Origin of the sequence: Mitsuaria sp. PDC51 (assembly GCF_900113225.1) — a bacterium.
Lineage (GTDB): Bacteria > Pseudomonadota > Gammaproteobacteria > Burkholderiales > Burkholderiaceae_C > Roseateles.
Genome location: NZ_FOZE01000001.1, coordinates 1,832,808 through 1,852,712 on the forward strand (window position 1 = coordinate 1,832,808; position 19,905 = coordinate 1,852,712).

The following is a 19,905-nucleotide window of genomic DNA, read 5'->3' on the forward strand; positions in this document are numbered from 1 at the left end:
CGCTCGCGGGATTTTTCGGTTTCAAGGGAGTTGATCTGATGCGCAAGAAACTGGTGGTCGGCAACTGGAAGATGCATGGCACCCGTGCGTCGAACGCCGTGCTGCTGGCGGGCCTCAAGGAAGCGGGTCCGTGGAACGCCCAGGTGGCCGTGTGCGTGCCTTTCCCGTACATCACGGAGACGGCGCTGGCGCTGACCGGCACGCAGATGGCCTACGGTGCGCAGGACGTGTCCACGCACGAGCAGGGCGCCTACACCGGCGAGGTGTCCTCGGCGATGCTGGCCGACCTGGGTTGCCGTTTCGCGATCGTGGGGCACTCGGAGCGCCGCGCCTACCACGCGGAGAGCGACCAGCTGGTCGCCGACAAGGCCAAGGCGGCGCTGGCGCATGGCGTCACGCCGATCGTGTGCGTCGGCGAGACGCTGGCCGAGCGCGAGGGCGGCAAGACGGAAGAGGTCGTCAAGCGCCAGCTGGCGGCGGTGATCCACACGCTGACGCACTGCATCGGAGAGATCGTCGTGGCCTACGAGCCGGTGTGGGCGATCGGCACCGGCCTGACGGCCACGCCGGAGCAGGCCCAGCAGGTGCATGCGCTGCTGCGCCAGCAGTTGCGCGCGGCCACGCAGAAGGCCGATCAGATGCAGATCCTGTACGGCGGCAGCGTCAAGCCCGACAACGCCGTCCAACTGTTTGCGCAGCCCGACATCGATGGCGGCCTCATCGGAGGCGCCGCGCTGAAGGCGGCCGATTTCGCGGCGATCTGCCGCGCCGCCGGCTGAAGTCCGGCGTTCAAGGTTCCTGGAGAAAGAAGCAATGCAAGTGATGATGAACCTGGTGCTGGTGGTGCAGCTGATCGCGGCACTGGCGATGATCGGCCTGGTGCTGGTCCAGCACGGCAAGGGTGCCGACATGGGGGCCTCGTTCGGCAGCGGGGCCTCGGGCTCGCTGTTCGGTGCGACCGGCAGCGCCAACTTCCTGTCGCGCTCGACCGCGGTCGCGGCAACGATCTTCTTCGTGGCGACGCTGGCCCTGGCCTACATGGGCAGCCACCGCGAGGGCGGCATCGGTGCCGGCCCGACGGCGGGCGAGCAGCTGCTGGAACGTGCCGCCACGCCGGCCTCCCCGGCATCGGCCGCGGCGCTGCCCGGTGCGTCGATCGCTCCTCAGGCCGCGCCTTCGGCGGCGGCCTCGGGCGCCTCGAACTGACAGAGATGGGCGGCAAGCGCAAGCTCCTCGACAAAATTGCTTCGGTTTCTTTTTGTCGCTCAGAAAGCGCTATAGAATTCGAGGCTGTCTGAAACGCGAGCCGTCAAGACAAAGTCACTGAAGGGTGACAACCAGCCGACGTGGTGAAATTGGTAGACACGCTATCTTGAGGGGGTAGTGGCGAAAGCTGTGCGAGTTCGAGTCTCGCCGTCGGCACCAGATAAATCGGCCTGCCATGGTCTTCGTGATCTAGCCGGAAAGCCGGATCGAAGCAGATCAAGCAGGTTGAAGGATTCGGGGGAATCTCCACGCGACAGGCGTGTGCGAATTTCCGGAGTCCTAGGCGGGCGCGGTCCGTGAGCGATTGGATAATCGCTGGCGGCGCGCCCGTTGCTTTTGCCGAATCGTTGGTCGGCCCTGGCCCGCCAATCTTCGGTGACACGTTGGGAATTGGAATTGCCGCCCACTGCGGCAGTATCTCGATCCCGGCATCAAAACGAGAGCAAGCCGTGAGCCTGGAACAATACCTGCCCGTCATCCTTTTCATCCTGGTCGGTTGCGGAGTGGGTATCGCCCCGCAAGTGCTGGGCTTCCTGGCGGGTCCGCGTCGCCCTGACGCGGCAAAGAACAGCCCCTACGAATGCGGCTTCGAGGCCTTCGAGGACGCGCGCATGAAATTCGACGTGCGCTACTACCTCGTCGCCATCCTCTTCATCCTCTTCGACCTGGAAATCGCCTTCCTGTTCCCCTGGGCGGTCTCGCTGCGCGAGATCGGCCCGGAAGGCTTCTGGGCGATGATGATCTTCCTGGGCATCCTGGTCGTGGGCTTTGCCTACGAATGGAAGAAGGGCGCGCTCGACTGGGAGTGACGACCCGACCGCGGGCCCGCGGCGACGCGCCGGGCCCGTGAACGCATCAGGACACAGCGCCCGTTTCGGGCGCGTGTCCGTTAGGGAAGGGCAACGCGTCAACGCGGCGTCAAGGCGACGGTCGCGCGCTCGAAGGTCCTTCTCCGCTGATCTCGAAAGATTGGAAATTCGATATGGGTAACGAAGGCGTATTGAAGGAAGGCTTCATGACCACCCAGCTGGACAAGCTGGTGAACTGGTCCAAGACCGGCTCGTTGTGGCCGATGACCTTCGGTCTCGCCTGCTGCGCGGTGGAGATGATGCACGCGGGCGCCGCGCGCTACGACATCGACCGCTTCGGCATGCTGTTCCGTCCGAGCCCGCGCCAGTCCGACCTGATGATCGTGGCCGGCACGCTGTGCAACAAGATGGCGCCCGCCCTGCGCAAGGTCTACGACCAGATGGCCGAGCCGCGCTGGGTGCTGTCCATGGGCAGCTGCGCCAACGGCGGCGGCTACTACCACTACAGCTATTCGGTGGTGCGGGGCTGTGACCGCATCGTCCCGGTCGACGTCTATGTCCCGGGCTGTCCGCCGACCGCCGAGGCGCTGCTCTACGGCATCCTGCAGCTGCAGGCCAAGATCCGTCGCGAGAACACCATCGCTCGCTGAGCAGAAGCAGGCTGATTCCCATGACCATGAAACTCGACACCCTGCAGGCGGCGCTGCAATCCGTGCTCGGCGAGCAGATCGTCGCGCTCAAGCGCGAGCTGGGCGAAATCACGATCACCGTCGCGGCCAAGGACTACTTCAACGTCGCCAAGCTGCTGCGCGATCACTCGGAGCTGCGCTTCGAGCAACTGATCGACCTGTGCGGCGTGGACTACTCGGCCTACAAGGACGGCGCCTACGACGGCGCGCGCTTCGCGGTGGTTTCGCACCTGCTGTCGATCAACAAGAACTGGCGCCTGCGCGTCAAGGTCTTCGCGCCTGACGACGATTTCCCGTCGGTGGCTGCGGTGACGCCGATCTGGAACGCCGCCAACTGGTTCGAGCGCGAGGCCTTCGACCTGTACGGGATCATCTTCGAGGGCCACGAGGACCTGCGCCGCATCCTCACGGACTACGGTTTCATCGGCCATCCGATGCGCAAGGACTTCCCGGTGACGGGCCATGTCGAGATGCGCTACGACCCCGAGCAGAAGCGCGTGATCTACCAGCCGGTCACGATCGAGCCGCGCGAGATCACCCCGCGCGTGATCCGCGAAGACAACTACGGGGGCCTGTGAGCATGCCAGCCGAAATCAAGAACTACACCCTGAACTTCGGTCCCCAGCACCCGGCCGCGCACGGGGTGCTGCGCCTGGTGCTCGAGCTGGACGGTGAGGTGATCCAGCGCGCCGACCCGCACATCGGCCTGCTGCACCGCGCCACCGAGAAGCTGGCCGAGTCCAAGACCTTCATCCAGTCGCTGCCCTACATGGACCGTCTCGACTACGTGTCGATGATGGCCAACGAGCATGCCTACTGCCTGGCCATCGAGAAGATGCTGGGCCTGGAGGTCCCCGAGCGCGCGCAGTACATCCGCGTGATGTTCTCGGAGCTGACCCGCATCCTGAACCACCTGCTCTGGCTGGGCGCGCACGGCATCGACTGCGGCGCGATGAACATCCTCATCTACTGCTTCCGCGAGCGTGAGGACATCTTCGACATGTACGAGGCGGTGTCGGGCGCGCGCATGCACGCGGCCTACTTCCGTCCGGGCGGCGTGTACCGCGACCTGCCGGACTCGATGCCGCAGTACAAGGTCAGCAAGATCAAGAACCAGAAGGCGATCGACAAGCTCAACGAGAACCGCCAGGGCTCGCTGCTCGATTTCATCGAGGACTTCTGCAATCGCTTCCCGGCCAACGTCGACGACTACGAGACGCTGCTGACCGACAACCGCATCTGGAAGCAGCGCACGGTGGGCATCGGCGTCGTGTCGCCGGAGCGCGCGCTGAACCTGGGCCTGACCGGCCCGATGCTGCGTGGCTCGGGCATCGCCTGGGACACCCGCAAGACCCAGCCCTACGACGTGTACGGCCGCATGGACTTCGACATCCCGGTCGGCACCAACGGCGACACCTACGACCGCTACTGCGTGCGGGTCGAGGAGATGCGCCAGTCCAACCGCATCGTGCAGCAGTGCGTGAAGTGGCTCAAGGCCAATCCGGGTCCGGTCATCACCGACAACCACAAGGTGGCGCCCCCGTCGCGCGTGGCGATGAAGACCAGCATGGAAGAGCTGATCCACCACTTCAAGCTGTTCACCGAAGGCTTCCGCGTCCCCGAGGGCGAGGCCTACGCCTCGGTCGAGCATCCGAAGGGCGAGTTCGGCATCTACATCGTCAGCGACGGCGCCAACAAGCCGTACCGGCTGAAGATCCGCGCGCCGGGCTATTCGCACCTGGCCGCGCTGGACGAGATGGCGCGGGGCCACATGATTGCCGACGCCGTGGCCGTGATCGGCACGATGGACATCGTGTTCGGTGAAATTGACCGTTGAGTGGTGAAGCGATGAGCAGCACTGAATTTGTCTTGAGCGACGCGACCAAGTCGCGCTTCGCGCGCGAAGTCGCCAAGTACCCGGCGGAGCAGGCGCAATCGGCCGTGATGGCCTGCCTGTCGATCGTCCAGCAGGAGCAGGGCTTCGTGTCCCGCGAGGCCGAGGACGCGATCGCCGACTACCTGGGCATGCCGGCGATCGCCGTCTACGAGGTCACGACCTTCTACAACATGTACAACCAGCGCAAGCTGGGCGCGTTCAAGCTGAACGTCTGCACGAATCTTCCGTGCCAGCTGCGCGACGGCCAGAAGGCGCTGGACCACCTGTGCACGAAGCTGGGCGTCGAGGCCGGCGGCACGACCGCCGACGGCGTCTTCACCGTGCAGCAGAGCGAGTGCCTGGGTGCCTGCGCCGACTCGCCGGTGATGCTGGTCAACGACCGCCAGATGCTGAGCTTCATGAGCGCCGAACGGCTGGACGAGCTGGTGGACGCGCTCAGAGCCCACCACGCGGCCAACAAGAACTGAGGGACCTGGACGATGACCAACATCGCGAACATCGACCTCTCGAAGTGGCAGGCCACCGGCAAGGAAACCTGCTTCCACGACCGCAACATCACCCCGCAGATCTACGCGGGCCTCGATGGCAAGAACTGGTCGCTGAAGGACTATGAAGCGCGCGGCGGCTACCAGGCGCTGCGTAAGATCCTGGCCCAGGGCGAAGGGCAGGGCATGACCGCCGACCAGGTCATCGCCGAAGTGAAGGCCTCGGGCCTGCGCGGACGCGGCGGCGCCGGCTTCCCGACCGGCCTGAAGTGGAGCTTCATGCCGCGCCAATTCCCGGGCGCGAAGTACCTCGTCTGCAACAGCGACGAAGGCGAGCCGGGCACCTGCAAGGACCGCGACATCCTCATGTACAACCCGCACATCGTCATCGAAGGCATGGCGATCGCGGCGTACGCGATGGGGATCAAGGTCGGCTACAACTACATCCACGGCGAGATCTTCGAGGTCTACGAGCGCTTCGAGGCGGCCCTGGAAGAGGCCCGCGCGGCCGGCCTGCTGGGCGACAACATCCTGGGCAGCAACTTCAGCTTCCAGCTGCACGCGCACCACGGCTTCGGCGCCTACATCTGCGGCGAGGAAACCGCGCTGCTCGAATCGCTGGAAGGCAAGAAGGGCCAGCCGCGCTTCAAGCCGCCGTTCCCGGCCTCGTTCGGCCTGTATGGCAAGCCCACGACGATCAACAACACCGAGACCTTTGCCGCGGTCCCCTGGATCATCCGCAACGGCGGCCAGGCCTATCTTGAAGTGGGCAAGCCCAACAACGGCGGCACCAAGATCTTCTCGATCTCCGGCGACGTCGAGCGTCCGGGCAACTACGAGATCCCGCTGGGCACCTCGTTCGAGAAGCTGCTCGAGCTCGCCGGCGGCGTGCGCGGCGGCCGCAAGCTCAAGGCGGTGATCCCGGGCGGCTCGTCGGCCCCGGTGCTGCCGGCCGACATCATGATGCAGTGCACGATGGACTATGACTCCATCGCCAAGGCCGGCTCGATGCTGGGCTCGGGCGCCGTCATCGTGATGGACGAGACCCGCTGCATGGTCAACAGCCTGCTGCGCCTGTCCTACTTCTACGCGCACGAGTCCTGCGGCCAGTGCACCCCCTGCCGCGAGGGCACGGGCTGGATGCACCGCGTGATCGAGCGCATCGCCCACGGCAAGGGCCGCGTCGAGGACATCGACCTGCTGAACTCCGTGGCCGACAACATCCAGGGCCGCACCATCTGCGCGCTGGGCGATGCCGCCGCGATGCCGGTGCGCGCGATGCTCAAGCACTTCAAGGGCGAGTTCATCGCGATGATCGAACAGGCCCAGCAGAACAAGGCGCCCGCCGCGTCGTCCCCGTCCGCCACGGCGAAGTCGCCGGCGCACGCCTGATCGGAGCCGCTGAGAAGAACTATGGTTGAAATCGAACTCGACGGCCAGAAGGTCGAAGTGCCCGAAGGCAGCATGGTGATGCATGCCGCCGAGAAGGCCGGGACCTACATCCCGCACTTCTGCTACCACAAGAAGCTGAGCATCGCGGCCAACTGCCGCATGTGCCTGGTCGACGTGGAGAAGGCGCCCAAGCCGCTGCCCGCCTGCGCGACCCCGGTCACGCAGGGCATGATCGTGCGCACCAAGAGCGAGAAAGCCATCAAGGCCCAGCAGGGCGTGATGGAGTTCCTGCTGATCAATCACCCGCTGGACTGCCCGATCTGCGACCAGGGCGGCGAATGCCAGTTGCAGGATCTGGCCGTCGGTTACGGCGCGGGCTCCTCGCGCTACACCGAAGAGAAGCGCGTGGTGTTCCACAAGAACGTCGGCCCGCTGATCTCGATGGAGGAGATGAGCCGCTGCATCCACTGCACGCGCTGCGTCCGCTTCGGCCAGGAGATCTCCGGCGTGATGGAGCTGGGCATGGCGCACCGCGGCGAGCACAGCGAGATCCAGACCTTCGTGGGCCGCACCGTGGACTCGGAGCTGTCGGGCAACATGATCGACATCTGCCCGGTCGGCGCGCTGACCAGCAAGCCCTTCCGCTACAGCGCCCGCACCTGGGAGCTGTCGCGCCGCAAGAGCGTCAGCCCGCACGATTCGACCGGCGCCAACTTGATCGTCCAGGTCAAGAACAACGAAGTGCTGCGCGTCGTCCCGCTGGAGAACGAGGCCGTCAACGAGTGCTGGATCGCCGACCGCGACCGCTTCTCGTATGAGGCGCTGAACAGCGACGAACGTCTGACCACGCCGATGCTCAAGCAGGGCGGCGAATGGAAGCCGGTGGACTGGACCACGGCGCTCGAGTACGTCGCCAACGGCCTGAAGCAGATCAAGACCGAAAAGGGCGGCGCGTCCATCGCGGCGCTGGGCTCGGAGCACAGCACCGTCGAGGAGCTGCACCTGCTGGCGCAGCTGGTGCGCGGCCTGGGCAGCGAGAACATCGACACGCGCCTGCGCGTGGTCGATCCGGCGCTGCGCGCGGGTGAAGGCAAGGCCTTCTGGCTGGGCACCTCGATCGCGTCGCTGTCGGCGCTGGATCGCGCCTTCATCGTCGGCTCGTCGCTGCGCAAGGACCACCCGCTGTTCGCGCAGCGCCTGCGCCAGGCCGCCCGCCGCGGCGCGCAGATCGTCGCGCTGGGGGGCTCGGTCGAAGACTGGAAGATGACGGTCGCTTCGACGCTCGTCGCCGCGCCGTCGGCTTGGGCCGCTGAACTGGCCAACGTCGCCACCGCGATCGGCGCCGCCAAGGGCGTCAGCGCTCCGGCGCAAGCGAGCCAGGGCCAAGCGACGGACGCCGCCAAGGCGATCGCCGACGCGCTGCTGTCGGGCGAGCGCAAGGCCGTGTTGCTGGGCAATGCCGCGATCCAGCATCCGCAGGCCGCGACGCTGCTGTCGCTGGCGAACTGGATCGGCGAGCAGACCGGCGCCAGCGTCGGCGTGCTGTCGGCCGCGGCGAACACCGTCGGCGCCCAGCTGGTCAAGGCCCAGCCGGGGCAGGGCGGCCGTTCGGCGGCCCAGCTGCTGAACGACCAGCCGGCCAAGGCGCTGCTGCTGCTGAACACCGACCCGGTGCTGGATGGCCCCAACGCCGCCGCCGCCGCCAAGGCCGTCAACGCGGCCGAGATGGTCGTCGTGCTGAGCCCGTTCAAGACCGGCCCGGTGGTCGAGTTCGCCGACGTGCTGCTGCCCACGGCCCCGTTCACCGAGACCTCGGGCAGCTTCGTCAACGCGGAAGGCCGCTTGCAGAGCTTCGTCGGCGTGGCCAAGGCCCGTGGCGAAACCCGTCCGGGCTGGAAGATCCTGCGCGTGCTGGGCAACCTGCTGGGCCTGCAGGGCTTCGAGTTCGACAGCTCCGAGCAGGTCCGCGCCGCGGCGCTGGGCTCCGAGCTGGACCTGACGAACCGCCTGTCCAACGGCATGTCGGCGCAGTCCGCAGCGGTTGCTCCGGTGCAAGGCCTGGAGCGCCTGACGACGGTGCCGATCTACGCGACCGACGCGCTGGTGCGCCGCGCCACCTCGCTGCAGCTGACCCGCGACGGCCGTGACGCGGCCATCGCCTCGCTGCCGCAAGCGCTGTGGACCAGCCTCGGCCTGAATGAGAAGGGCGCGCAGGTGCGCGTGTCGCAGGACGGCGGCGAGGCCGTGCTGGCCGCGCAGCTGGACGCGTCGCTGCCCGCGAACGTGGTGCGCATTCCCGCCGGCATCCCCGAGACCGCCGCGCTGGGCGCGTTCACCGGCGCGATCGCCGTGACCAAGGCCTGAGGACGAGACGACCATGGAAAACTTCTACAACGCCGGCGCCTCGATGCTGGGCATGGTCTGGCCGGTGGTCTGGAGCCTGCTCAAGATCATCGCCGTGCTGCTGCCGCTGCTGGGCTGCGTCGCCTACCTGACGCTGTGGGAACGCAAGGCCATCGGCTGGTCGCAGATCCGTCCGGGCCCGAACCGGGTCGGTCCGATGGGCCTGCTGACGCCGATCGCCGACGCCGTGAAGCTGATCTTCAAGGAGATCATCGTCCCGAGCGCCGCCAACAAGGGCCTGTTCTTCCTCGGCCCGATCATGACCATCATGCCGGCGCTGGCGGCCTGGGCCGTCGTGCCCTTCGGCCCCGGCGCGGCGATCGCCGACGTCAATGCCGGCCTGCTGTTCCTGATGGCCATCACCTCGCTGGAGGTCTACGGCGTGATCATTGCGGGCTGGGCCTCCAACTCGAAGTACGCCTTCCTGGGCGCGCTGCGCGCCTCGGCCCAGATGGTGTCCTACGAGATCGCGATGGGCTTCTGCCTGGTCGTGGTGCTGATGGTCACCGGCTCGATGAACGTCAGCGCCATCGTCACCAGCCAGGAGCATGGGTGGTTCGCGTCGCACGGCGTGAATGTCCTGTCGTGGAACTGGCTGCCGCTGCTGCCGATCTTCCTCGTGTACTTCATCTCCGGCCTGGCCGAGACCAACCGCCATCCGTTCGACGTCGTCGAAGGCGAATCAGAAATCGTGGCCGGCCACATGATCGAGTACTCGGGCATGTCCTTCGCGATGTTCTTCCTGGCCGAGTACGCCAACATGATCCTGGTGTCGGCCCTGGCGGTGCTGATGTTCCTGGGCGGCTGGTCGGCGCCGATCTCCTGGTCGCTGCTGGGCATGGACACGCCGGCCTTCATCCAGCAGACCATGGCCTTCTGGAACTGGTTCTGGCTGTTCGCCAAGACCTTCTTCGTCGTGACCTGCTTCCTGTGGGTGCGCGCGACCTTCCCGCGCTATCGCTATGACCAGATCATGCGTCTGGGCTGGAAGATCTTCATTCCGGTCACCCTGGTGTGGCTCGTCGTGGTGGGTCTGTGGATCCAGTCGCCGTTCAACATCTGGAAGTAATCCGAGGTATCTGCTGTGATCAAGGACCTAGTCAAGAGCTTCATGCTCACCGAGCTGCTGAAGGGCATGGCCCTGACGGGCCGGCATTTCCTCTCGAAGAACATCACGGTGCAGTTCCCGGAAGAGAAGACGCCGCTGTCTCCTCGCTTCCGCGGCCTGCACGCGCTGCGCCGGTATGAGAACGGGGAAGAGCGCTGCATCGCCTGCAAGCTGTGCGAGGCCGTGTGCCCCGCCATGGCGATCACGATCGAATCGGACGTCCGTGCCGACGGCTCGCGCCGCACCACGCGCTACGACATCGACCTGACCAAGTGCATCTTCTGCGGCTTCTGCGAGGAGAGCTGCCCGGTCGACTCGATCGTCGAGACCGACATCTTCGAATACCACGGCGAGAAGCGCGGCGACCTCTACTTCACCAAGGAGATGCTCCTGGCGGTGGGGGACCGGTACGAGCCGCAGATCGCAGCCAGCAAGGAGGCCGACGCCAAGTACCGCTGACCGGTCGAGCGGCTGCCCGGACCCTCGCGCGAGCGAGGGGAGGGCGCCGCGGCCGGCGGCCTGCTTGCAGGAAATCGCATGGATATCACTACCGCGCTGTTCTTCGTCTTCTCGGCCGTGCTGCTGGGCTCCGCGTTCCGTGTCATCACGGCCAAGAGCACCGTTCACTCGGCCCTGTTCCTGATCCTGTCGTTCTTCAGTGCCTCCTGCCTGTGGATGCTGCTGAAGGCCGAGTTCCTGGCCATCACGCTGGTGCTGGTCTACATCGGCGCCGTCATGGTGCTCTTCCTGTTCGTCGTGATGATGCTGGACTTCGAGTCCACCGCCGTGCGCGAGAGCATCTGGAAGCACCTGCCGGTGGCCAGCCTCGTCGGCGCGCTGATCGCGCTGGAGATCGCGGCCGTGCTGATGGGCGGCTTCCGCGGCGTCGAGAACGCGCCGGAGATCGCGGGCATGGCGCAGATGGGCAACACCAAGCTGCTGGGCATCGAGATCTACACGAATTACCTGTTCCCGCTGCAGATCGCCGCCGTGCTGCTGCTGGTGGCGATCATCGCGGCGATCGCGCTGACGCTGCGCGGCCGCAAGGACTCGCGCCACCAGGACGCCTCGCAGCAGGTCAAGGTCAAGAAGGCCGACCGCCTGCGCATCGTGAAGGTCGCCCCCACCGTCGAAGCCCCGTCCGTGGCGGCGGCTGACAAGAACGAAGGAGCCGCGTGATGGGTGCGCTGAGCCTGAACCACTTCCTGATCCTGGGCGCGTTCCTGTTCGCGCTGTCGGTGATCGGCATCTTCCTGAACCGCAAGAACCTGATCGTGCTGCTGATGGCCATCGAGCTGATGCTGCTGGCGGTCAACATGAACTTCGTCGCGTTCTCGCACTACCTGGGCGACATGGCCGGCCAGGTGTTCGTGTTCTTCATCCTGACCGTGGCGGCCGCCGAGTCGGCGATCGGCCTGGCGATCCTGGTCGTGCTGTTCCGCAACCGCAGCAGCATCGACGTGGAAGAGCTGGACGCCCTCAAGGGCTGACGAGGGAAGCGAGAAAAACAATGTCTGCAACACTCTCCCAGAACCTGCTGCTGGCGGTGCCGCTGGCCCCGCTGGCGGGCGCCATCGTGGCGGGCCTGTTCGGCAAGCAGGTGGGCCGCCGCGGCGCCCACGTCGTCACCATCCTGGGCGTGCTGATCGCCTTCATCCTCTCGGCGATGACGCTGAGCGCGGTGCTCGACGGCGCGCGCTTCAACCAGACCGTCTACGAATGGATGGTGCTGGGCGGCCTGAAGATGGAAGTCGGCTTCATGATCGACGGCCTGTCCGCGATGATGATGTGCGTGGTGACCTTCGTCTCGCTGATGGTGCACATCTACACCATCGGCTACATGGAGGAAGACCCCGGCTACCAGCGCTTCTTCAGCTACATCTCGTTGTTCACCTTCAGCATGCTGATGCTGGTGATGTCCAACAACATGCTGCAGCTGTTCTTCGGCTGGGAAGCGGTGGGCCTGGTGTCCTACCTGCTGATCGGCTTCTGGTACACGAAGCCGACGGCGATCTTCGCCAACATGAAGGCCTTCCTGGTGAACCGGGTCGGCGACTTCGGCTTCATCCTGGGCATCGGCCTGCTGGTGGCCTACGGCGGCTCGCTGAACTACACCGAGACCTTCGCCAAGTCGGCCGAGCTGGCCAAGATCGGCTTCGCCAACCCCTTCGGCGGCGAGCCCTGGATGATGCTGAGCGTGGCCTGCATCTGCCTGTTCATCGGCGCGATGGGCAAGTCGGCGCAGTTCCCGCTGCACGTCTGGCTGCCGGACTCGATGGAAGGCCCGACCCCGATCTCGGCGCTGATCCACGCGGCGACCATGGTGACGGCCGGCATCTTCATGGTGTCGCGCTTCAGCCCGCTGTTCGAGCTGTCGGACACCGCGCTGAACTTCGTCATGATCATCGGCGCGATCACCGCGCTGTTCATGGGCTTCCTGGGCATCATCCAGAACGACATCAAGCGCGTGGTCGCGTATTCCACGCTCTCGCAGCTGGGCTACATGACGGTGGCGCTAGGCGCCTCGGCCTACTCGGTCGCCGTGTTCCACCTGATGACGCACGCGTTCTTCAAGGCGCTGCTGTTCCTGGGCGCGGGCTCGGTGATCATCGGCATGCACCATGACCAGGACATCCGCAACATGGGCGGCCTGCGCAAGTACATGCCCATCACCTGGATCACCTCGCTGCTGGGCTCGCTGGCGCTGATCGGCACGCCGTTCTTCTCGGGCTTCTACTCGAAGGACTCGATCATCGAGGCGGTCCATGCCTCGCACCTGCCGGGCGCGGGCTTCGCCTACTTCGCGGTGGTGGCCGGCGTCTTCGTGACGGCGTTCTACAGCTTCCGGATGTACTTCCTGGTCTTCCACGGCAAGGAACACTTCCACCACAAGCCCTTCCCGGGCGAGCACGACCATCACGACGACCACGGCCACGGGCATGACCACACGCCGCACGAGTCGCCCTGGGTGGTGACGGTGCCGCTGATCCTGCTGGCGATCCCGTCGGTGGTGATCGGCTACCTGACGATCGGCCCGATGGTGCACGGCGAGTTCTTCAAGGACGCGATCGTCGTGAACCACGAGCTCCACCACGCGATGCACGAGCTGGGCGAGGAGTTCCACGGCGCCTTCGCGATGGCGCTGCACAGCCTGCAGACGCTGCCGCTGTGGCTGGCCGTGGCCGGTGTGGCCGTCTCCTACTGGTTCTACATGATCAGCCCGGCGATCCCGGCCGCGATCGCGCGCACCTTCCGCCCGATCGTGACGATCCTCGAGAACAAGTACTACATGGACTGGTTCAACGAGAACGTGCTGGCCCGCGCGGCCCGCGCCCTCGGCACCGGCCTGTGGAAGGCCGGCGACCAGGGCGTCATCGACGGCGTCCTGATCAACGGCTCCGCGCGCACGGTGGGCGGCATCGCCGGCCTGGTGCGCCTGATCCAGACCGGCCACCTGTACTGGTACGCGCTGGTCATGATCCTGGGTGTCGTGGGTCTGATGACCTGGCAGCTGTGGCCTTCCATGTGGCCCCAATTCAAGGCCCTGTTGGGTCTGTGACGCGGGCGGAGAATAAGAATGTTGCTGAGTCTCTCCATCTGGCTGCCCATCGTCTGCGGTGGCCTGCTGCTCGCGCTCGGACGCGACAACAACGCCGGCGCGGTGCGCTGGATGGCGCTGGTCGCGTCGGTCGCCTCCTTCCTGGTGACGCTGCCGCTGATCTCGGGCTTCGACACCTCGACGGCGGCGATGCAGTTCGTCGAGAACGCGTCCTGGATCGAGCGCTTCAACATCCACTACCACCTGGGCGTGGATGGCATCTCGATGTGGTTCGTGCCGCTGACGGCCTTCATCTCGATCATCGTGGTGATCGCGGCCTGGGAAGTGATCGAGACGCGGGTGCACCAGTACATGGGCGCCTTCCTGATCCTGTCGGGCCTGATGATCGGCGTGTTCTGCGCGCTGGACGGCATGCTGTTCTACGTGTTCTTCGAGGCCACGCTGATCCCGATGTACATCATCATCGGCGTCTGGGGCGGACCTCGGCGCGTGTACGCGGCCTTCAAGTTCTTCCTGTACACGCTGGCCGGCTCGCTGCTGATGCTGATCGCGCTGCTCTACCTGTACAGCCAGTCGGGCAGCTTCGAGATCCTGGACTGGCACAAGCTGCCGCTGCCGATGTCGGCGCAGTCGCTGCTGTTCTTCGCCTTCTTCGCGGCCTTCGCGGTGAAGGTGCCGATGTGGCCGGTGCACACGTGGTTGCCGGACGCGCACGTGGAGGCGCCGACCGGCGGCTCGGTGGTGCTGGCGGCCATCATGCTGAAGCTGGGCGCCTACGGCTTCCTGCGCTTCTCGCTGCCGATCGCGCCTGACGCGGCCCGTCACTACGACTGGTTCATCATCGGCCTGTCGCTGATCGCGGTGATCTACATCGGCCTGGTGGCCATGGTCCAGCGCGACATGAAGAAGCTGGTGGCCTATTCGTCGGTCGCCCACATGGGCTTCGTGACCCTGGGCTTCTTCATCTTCAACGAGCTGGGCATCTCCGGCGGCCTGGTGCAGATGATCTCGCACGGCTTCGTCTCGGGCGCGATGTTCCTGTGCATCGGCGTGCTCTACGACCGCGTGCATTCGCGTGAGATCGCCGACTACGGCGGCGTCGTCAACACGATGCCCAAGTTCGCGGCGCTGGCGGTGTTCTTCGGCATGGCCAACTGCGGCCTGCCGGCGACCGCGGGCTTCGTGGGCGAGTGGATGGTGATCCTGGGCTCGGTGCAGCACAACTTCTGGATCGGCCTGCTGGCGGCCACGGCGCTGATCTTCGGCGCGGCCTACACGCTGTGGATGATCAAGCGCGTCTACTTCGGCGCTGTGACCAACGACAACGTCCGCAACCTGACCGACATCAACGGCCGCGAGTTCCTGATGCTGGGCGTGCTGGCGATCGCGACGCTCTACATGGGCGTGTATCCGAAGCCGTTCACCGACGTGATGCACCCATCCGTCGACGCGCTGCTCAAGCACGTCGCGGTGTCCAAGCTCCAATAAGGGCCCAACACAATGAATGACATGAACTGGGTCGCGGTCTATCCCGAAATCCTGCTGCTGGTGCTGGCCTGCGTGGTCGCGCTGGTGGACCTGTTCGTCACCGACCCGCGCCGCACGCCGACCTACTGGCTGACGCAGCTGAGCCTGGCGGTGGTGGGCGCGATGCACTTCGCCGCGATGGGCAACGTGCCGGCCGAGGCGATGCAGGGCCTGCTGGTCGTCGATCCGCTGAGCCACCTGCTCAGCGGCGTCAGTGCGCTGGCGCTGATCATCACGCTGGTCTATGCGCGTCCCTACGCCGAGTCGCGCGAGATGCTCAAGGGCGAGCTGTTCACCCTGAGCCTGCTGGCGCTGCTGGGCGTGAACGTGATGGTGGCGTCCAACAACTTCCTGTCGATCTACCTCGGCCTGGAGCTGATGAGCCTGTCGCTGTACGCGCTGACCGCGCTGCGTCGCGACCACACCATCTCGACCGAAGCCGCGATGAAGTACTTCGTGCTGGGCGCGCTGGCCTCGGGCTTCCTGCTGTACGGCCTGTCGATGATGTACGGCGCCACCGGTTCGCTGTCGATCCCGCGCGTGTTCGAGGTCATCTCCAGCGGCACGGTCAACAAGGGCGTGCTGGTGCTGGGCGTGGTGTTCGTCGTCGCCGGCCTGGGCTTCAAGCTGGGCGCCGCGCCGTTCCACATGTGGGTGCCGGACGTCTACCAGGGCGCGCCGACCGCCGCGACGCTGCTGATCGGCGGCGCGCCCAAGCTGGCCGCGCTGGGCATCGCGCTGCGCCTGCTGGTGGAGGGCATGCTGCCGCTGGCCACGGACTGGCAGCAGATGCTGCTGGTGATGGCGGTGGCCTCGCTGGTGGTGGGCAACCTGGCCGCGATCGCGCAGAGCAACCTGAAGCGGATGCTGGCGTACTCGACGATCTCGCAGATGGGCTTCGTCGTGCTGGGCCTGGCCTCGGGCGTGGTGAACGGCCAGCCGGACAACCATGCGCTGAATGCCTACAGCTCGGCGATGTTCTACGCGATCACCTACGTGCTCACGACGCTGGGCAGCTTCGGCCTGATCATGCTGCTGGCGCGCCAGGGCTTCGAGTCCGAGCAGATCAGCGACCTGGCCGGCCTGTTCAAGCGCAGCCCCTGGTATGCGCTGGTGATGGCGATCTACATGTTCTCGCTGACCGGCATTCCGCCGACGGTGGGCTTCTACGGCAAGCTGGCCGTGCTGCAGGCGATGGTCACGACCGGCCAGTCGCTCTACCTGTGGCTGGCGGTGGTGGCGGTGGTGCTGTCGCTGATCGGCGCGTTCTACTACCTGCGTGTCGTGAAGGTCATGTTCTTCGATGAACCGACCGACCATGCCCCGCTGAACGCCCCGGCCGACGCGCGCCTGGTGATGTCGCTCAACGGCATCGCGGTGCTGGCCTTCGGCCTGCTGCCCGGCGGCCTGCTGGCGCTGTGCGGCCAGGCCGTGACCCGCGCGCTGGCGCACTGAGCGCGCGCTGAGCGGACCCGGGATGGAGCAGGGCGCTTCGGTGTGGGTGGTGCTGGTGGTCGCGCTGGTCGCGGCCAACCTGCCTTACCTCAGTTCGCGCATCCTGCTCGTCGGGCCGCGCCGCGATCCCAAGGCCGCCGGCTGGCGGCTGCTGGAACTCTTCCTGCTGGCGCTGGCGACGCTGGCCGTCGGCTTCGGGCTGGAGGCCCGGCTGGGTCAGCGCGCGCCGCAGGGCTGGGAGTTCTACGCGGCGGCGCTGGCGCTGTTCGTGACGCTGGGATTCCCGGGCTTCGTGTGGCGCTATCTGCGCCGTTCGCGGTCCAAGGTGCGAGAGTTCGATGACGAAGAAGCTGCCTGAGGCCCTTCGACCCGATGCCGACGGCGTGGTCGGCATTCCCCCGGCGGCCGACGCCGATCCCCATCTGCGCGAGACCCCGCTGAGTTCCGACTGGATCCTGCGGGGCAACTTCCTTCATGCCAAGCGCGACCGCATCGCGCTGCCCAACGGCCGCGAAGCGACGCGCGAGTACATCCGCCATCCCGGCGCCGCCGTGATCGTGCCGCTGCTGGACGACGGCCGCGTGCTGCTCGAGCGCCAGTACCGCTACCCGATGGGCCGCGTGGTGCTGGAGTTCCCCGCCGGCAAGCTGGATCCGCTGGAACCCCCGCTGCGCTGCGCGATGCGCGAGCTGGTCGAGGAGACCGGCTACACCGCGCGCGAGTGGGCCTACGCCGGCGTGATGCACAACGCGATCGCCTATTCGGACGAGCGCATCGAGGTCTTCTTCGCGCGCGGGCTGGTCGCCGGCGAGCGCCGCTTGGACGACGAGGAGTTCCTCGACCTGCTGGCCGTGGGCGAGGACGAGCTGGACCGCATGGCCTTCGATGGCCGCGTCACCGACGCCAAGACCCTGACCTGCCTGCTGTGGCTGCAGCGCTGGCGTGCCGGCGCATGGCCTTTGGACTGGATGCCGGCGGCCGAGGCGGCGAGCCGCTAGCATCGGCCGATCATGCTGGTCCTGAACCTGGCCTGCGAGACAGGCCATTCCTTCGAAGGCTGGTTCGCGTCGGCCAACGATTTCGAATCGCAGCAGCAGCGCGGCCTGCTGAGCTGCCCGCTGTGCAACAGCGCCAAGGTGCGCAAGATGCCGAGCGCCCCGCGGCTGAACCTCTCCGCCGCCGAGCCGGCGCCGGCCCGGCGGCGCGCGCCGGCGGCGCCATCCCCCGAGCCCACCGCGCCGGTGCTGCCGCCCGGCGCGCCGGTGATCGCCGCCGAGCTGCAGAAGCAGGTGATCCAGGCGGTGCGCACGCTGATGGCCAACACCGAGGACGTCGGCGACCGCTTCGCCACCGAGGCCCGCCGCATCCATTACGGCGAGGCCCAGGAGCGCGGCATCCGCGGTCGCGCCACGCCCGACGAGGCGCGCGAACTGGCGGACGAAGGCATCGACATCGTCGCACTGCCGGTGCCCGACGCGCTGAAAGACCCTCTCCAGTAACGACCTGACGCCTCGTGGGATTGCGGGCGATGCCGGGGCCGGTGTCGAATCGCGCGGTCGCATCTGTTGAGGAATCAGGTTCATGAAGACTTTCCGATTGCTTGTCTGCGCCGCGGCGGCGACCGCGTCGTTCGCGTTCGCGCCGGTCGCGCCGTCGTATGCGGCCTCCGCCGCGCCGGTGGCCGCGCCCAACGGGATGGTGGTGACGGCGCAGCACCTGGCCACGCGCGTCGGCGTCGACGTGCTGAAGGACGGTGGCAATGCCGTCGACGCCGCGGTGGCGGTGGGGTATGCGCTGGCGGTGGTGTACCCGGCCGCGGGCAACCTGGGGGGTGGCGGCTTCATGACCATCCAGCTGGCCGACGGCCGCAAGACCTTCCTGGACTTCCGCGAGAAGGCGCCGCTGGCCGCCACGGCCAACATGTACCTGGACAAGGACGGCAACGTCGTCAAGGGCCTGAGCACGCACGGCCACCTGGCGGTGGGCGTGCCCGGCACGGTGTCGGGCCTCGAGTACGCGCGCGAGAAGTACGGGACGATGAAGCGCCAGACGCTGATCGCGCCGGCGGTCGCGCTGGCGGATCGCGGCTTCGCGCTGGACCAGGGCGACGTCGACATGTTCCAGACGGCGACCAAGGACTTCGAGGCCGATCCCGCGTCCGCGGCGATCTTCCTGAACAAGGGCAAGGCCTTCCAGCCCGGCGACAAGCTGGTGCAGAAGGACCTGGCGAAGACGCTGCGCGAGGTCTCGGCCAGGGGCACCGACGGCTTCTACAAGGGCTGGGTGGCGAAGGCGCTGGTCGAGTCGAGCCAGGCCGGCAAGGGCATCCTGACGCAGGCCGACCTGGACCAGTACCGCACGCGCGAGCTGGCGCCGGTCGAGTGCGACTACCGCGGCTACCACGTGGTGTCGGCGCCGCCGCCGAGCTCGGGGGGCGTGATCATCTGCGAGATGCTCAACATCCTGGAGGGCTATCCGCTGCGGCAACTGGGCTGGGGCTCGGCGCAGGGCGTGCATTACCAGATCGAGGCGATGCGGCATGCCTACGTCGATCGCAACAGCACCCTCGGCGATCCGGACTTCGTGAAGAACCCGCTGCAGCGGCTGCTGGACAAGGACTACGCGGCCAAGATCCGCGCCGCGATCGATCCGGCCAAGGCCGGGGTGTCGCAGGACCTCAAGCCGGGCGTGCCGCCGCATGAGGGCAGCAACACCACGCATTACTCCATCGCCGACAAGTGGGGCAACGCGGTGTCGGTGACCTACACGCTGAACGACTGGTTCGGCGCCAAGGTCACCGCCGCGAAGACCGGCGTGCTGCTCAACAACGAGATGGACGACTTCACCTCCAAGGTGGGCGTGCCCAACATGTACGGCCTGGTGCAGGGCGAAGCCAATGCGATCGCTCCGGGCAAGCGGCCGCTGTCCTCGATGAGCCCGACGATCGTGACCAAGGACGGCAAGCCGGTGATGGTGGTGGGCACGCCGGGCGGCAGCCGCATCATCACGGCGGTGCTGCAGACGATGATCAATGCGATCGACTACGACATGACCGTCCAGGAGGCGGTGGACGCGCCGCGCTTCCACCACCAGTGGATGCCGGACCTGACGAACGTGGAGCCCTACGCGCTGTCGCCGGACACGCGCCGGATCCTCGAGGGCATGGGCCACAAGCTGGGCGCGCCGCATCCGGCGAACCACCTGGCGGCGATCATCGTCGGCGCGCCTTCGCTGAACGGGAAGCCGGTGGGCAACAACCGGTTCTACGGCGCGAACGATCCGCGCCGCAACACGGGGCTGGCCGCCGGTTATTGA

General features: G+C 66.7%; 20 protein-coding genes and 1 tRNA gene. All 21 read left to right on the top strand.

All coding sequences use genetic code 11. From position 1 onward, the window contains the following. Window positions 1-38 precede the first annotated feature (38 nt). The 21 genes from tpiA (at window position 39) to ggt (ending at window position 19,905) form a co-directional block, all read left to right on the top strand. Entirely contained in the window at window positions 39-779 is a 741-nt protein-coding gene (tpiA, locus tag BM393_RS08005; protein WP_091724277.1) for a triose-phosphate isomerase, read from the top strand. Window positions 780-813: 34 nt separating this feature from the next. Further along, window positions 814-1,206 carry a preprotein translocase subunit SecG gene (gene secG, locus BM393_RS08010; protein WP_091724278.1) on the top strand — a complete coding sequence of 131 codons (393 nt, stop codon included), beginning with the start codon at window positions 814-816 and terminating at the stop codon, window positions 1,204-1,206. A 134-nt stretch (window positions 1,207-1,340) separates the two neighbouring features. After that, window positions 1,341-1,425: transfer RNA gene (locus BM393_RS08015), tRNA-Leu, on the top strand. 290 nt (window positions 1,426-1,715) lie between these two features. Next, window positions 1,716-2,075 (top strand): NADH-quinone oxidoreductase subunit A, encoded by a 360-nt coding sequence (locus tag BM393_RS08020; protein WP_091724279.1) that lies wholly within the window; start codon window positions 1,716-1,718, stop codon window positions 2,073-2,075. A gap of 173 nt (window positions 2,076-2,248) precedes the next feature. Continuing rightward, window positions 2,249-2,725: an NADH-quinone oxidoreductase subunit B family protein gene (locus BM393_RS08025; RefSeq protein ID WP_067067101.1), complete on the top strand. Its 477-nt coding sequence runs from the start codon at window positions 2,249-2,251 to the stop codon at window positions 2,723-2,725. Window positions 2,726-2,745: 20 nt separating this feature from the next. After that, window positions 2,746-3,342 carry an NADH-quinone oxidoreductase subunit C gene (locus BM393_RS08030; protein WP_091724280.1) on the top strand — a complete coding sequence of 199 codons (597 nt, stop codon included), beginning with the start codon at window positions 2,746-2,748 and terminating at the stop codon, window positions 3,340-3,342. Between the two features lie 2 nt (window positions 3,343-3,344). After that, window positions 3,345-4,601 carry an NADH-quinone oxidoreductase subunit D gene (locus tag BM393_RS08035; RefSeq protein WP_091724281.1) on the top strand — a complete coding sequence of 419 codons (1,257 nt, stop codon included), beginning with the start codon at window positions 3,345-3,347 and terminating at the stop codon, window positions 4,599-4,601. 11 nt (window positions 4,602-4,612) lie between these two features. After that, a complete protein-coding gene (gene nuoE / locus BM393_RS08040; protein ID WP_091724282.1) occupies window positions 4,613-5,128 on the top strand; it encodes an NAD(P)H-dependent oxidoreductase subunit E in 516 nt (171 codons plus the stop codon). Window positions 5,129-5,140: 12 nt separating this feature from the next. Further along, window positions 5,141-6,538 carry an NADH-quinone oxidoreductase subunit NuoF gene (gene nuoF / locus BM393_RS08045; RefSeq protein WP_091724283.1) on the top strand — a complete coding sequence of 466 codons (1,398 nt, stop codon included), beginning with the start codon at window positions 5,141-5,143 and terminating at the stop codon, window positions 6,536-6,538. Window positions 6,539-6,559: 21 nt separating this feature from the next. Beyond that, a complete protein-coding gene (nuoG, locus tag BM393_RS08050) occupies window positions 6,560-8,902 on the top strand; it encodes an NADH-quinone oxidoreductase subunit NuoG (RefSeq protein ID WP_091724284.1) in 2,343 nt (780 codons plus the stop codon). A gap of 13 nt (window positions 8,903-8,915) precedes the next feature. Further along, window positions 8,916-10,010, top strand: coding sequence for an NADH-quinone oxidoreductase subunit NuoH (nuoH, locus tag BM393_RS08055; RefSeq protein WP_091724285.1), 1,095 nt, complete (start codon window positions 8,916-8,918; stop codon window positions 10,008-10,010). A gap of 15 nt (window positions 10,011-10,025) precedes the next feature. Next, the gene (nuoI, locus tag BM393_RS08060; RefSeq protein WP_088407447.1) at window positions 10,026-10,508 is read left to right on the top strand and encodes an NADH-quinone oxidoreductase subunit NuoI; all 483 of its coding nucleotides are present in this window, start codon (window positions 10,026-10,028) and stop codon (window positions 10,506-10,508) included. Window positions 10,509-10,586: 78 nt separating this feature from the next. Beyond that, on the top strand, window positions 10,587-11,228 hold the full coding sequence (locus BM393_RS08065; RefSeq protein WP_091724286.1) for an NADH-quinone oxidoreductase subunit J: 642 nt from the start codon (window positions 10,587-10,589) through the stop codon (window positions 11,226-11,228). Beyond that, the gene (gene nuoK, locus BM393_RS08070; RefSeq protein ID WP_067273420.1) at window positions 11,228-11,539 is read left to right on the top strand and encodes an NADH-quinone oxidoreductase subunit NuoK; all 312 of its coding nucleotides are present in this window, start codon (window positions 11,228-11,230) and stop codon (window positions 11,537-11,539) included. The genes BM393_RS08065 and nuoK overlap by 1 nt, the downstream gene beginning before the upstream one ends. 20 nt (window positions 11,540-11,559) lie before the next feature. Continuing rightward, the gene (gene nuoL / locus BM393_RS08075) at window positions 11,560-13,608 is read left to right on the top strand and encodes an NADH-quinone oxidoreductase subunit L (RefSeq protein ID WP_091724287.1); all 2,049 of its coding nucleotides are present in this window, start codon (window positions 11,560-11,562) and stop codon (window positions 13,606-13,608) included. A gap of 18 nt (window positions 13,609-13,626) precedes the next feature. After that, window positions 13,627-15,096 carry an NADH-quinone oxidoreductase subunit M gene (locus BM393_RS08080; protein ID WP_091724288.1) on the top strand — a complete coding sequence of 490 codons (1,470 nt, stop codon included), beginning with the start codon at window positions 13,627-13,629 and terminating at the stop codon, window positions 15,094-15,096. Window positions 15,097-15,108: 12 nt separating this feature from the next. After that, complete coding sequence (nuoN, locus tag BM393_RS08085) at window positions 15,109-16,590, top strand: NADH-quinone oxidoreductase subunit NuoN (protein ID WP_091724289.1); 1,482 nt, start codon at window positions 15,109-15,111, stop codon at window positions 16,588-16,590. A gap of 22 nt (window positions 16,591-16,612) precedes the next feature. Next, entirely contained in the window at window positions 16,613-16,948 is a 336-nt protein-coding gene (locus tag BM393_RS08090; protein ID WP_091724290.1) for a DUF2818 family protein, read from the top strand. After that, window positions 16,929-17,588, top strand: coding sequence for an NUDIX domain-containing protein (locus BM393_RS08095; RefSeq protein WP_091724291.1), 660 nt, complete (start codon window positions 16,929-16,931; stop codon window positions 17,586-17,588). The genes BM393_RS08090 and BM393_RS08095 overlap by 20 nt, the downstream gene beginning before the upstream one ends. A gap of 12 nt (window positions 17,589-17,600) precedes the next feature. Next, window positions 17,601-18,089 carry a DUF1178 family protein gene (locus BM393_RS08100; protein WP_091724292.1) on the top strand — a complete coding sequence of 163 codons (489 nt, stop codon included), beginning with the start codon at window positions 17,601-17,603 and terminating at the stop codon, window positions 18,087-18,089. Between the two features lie 196 nt (window positions 18,090-18,285). Further along, complete coding sequence (gene ggt / locus BM393_RS08105; RefSeq protein WP_254783399.1) at window positions 18,286-19,905, top strand: gamma-glutamyltransferase; 1,620 nt, start codon at window positions 18,286-18,288, stop codon at window positions 19,903-19,905.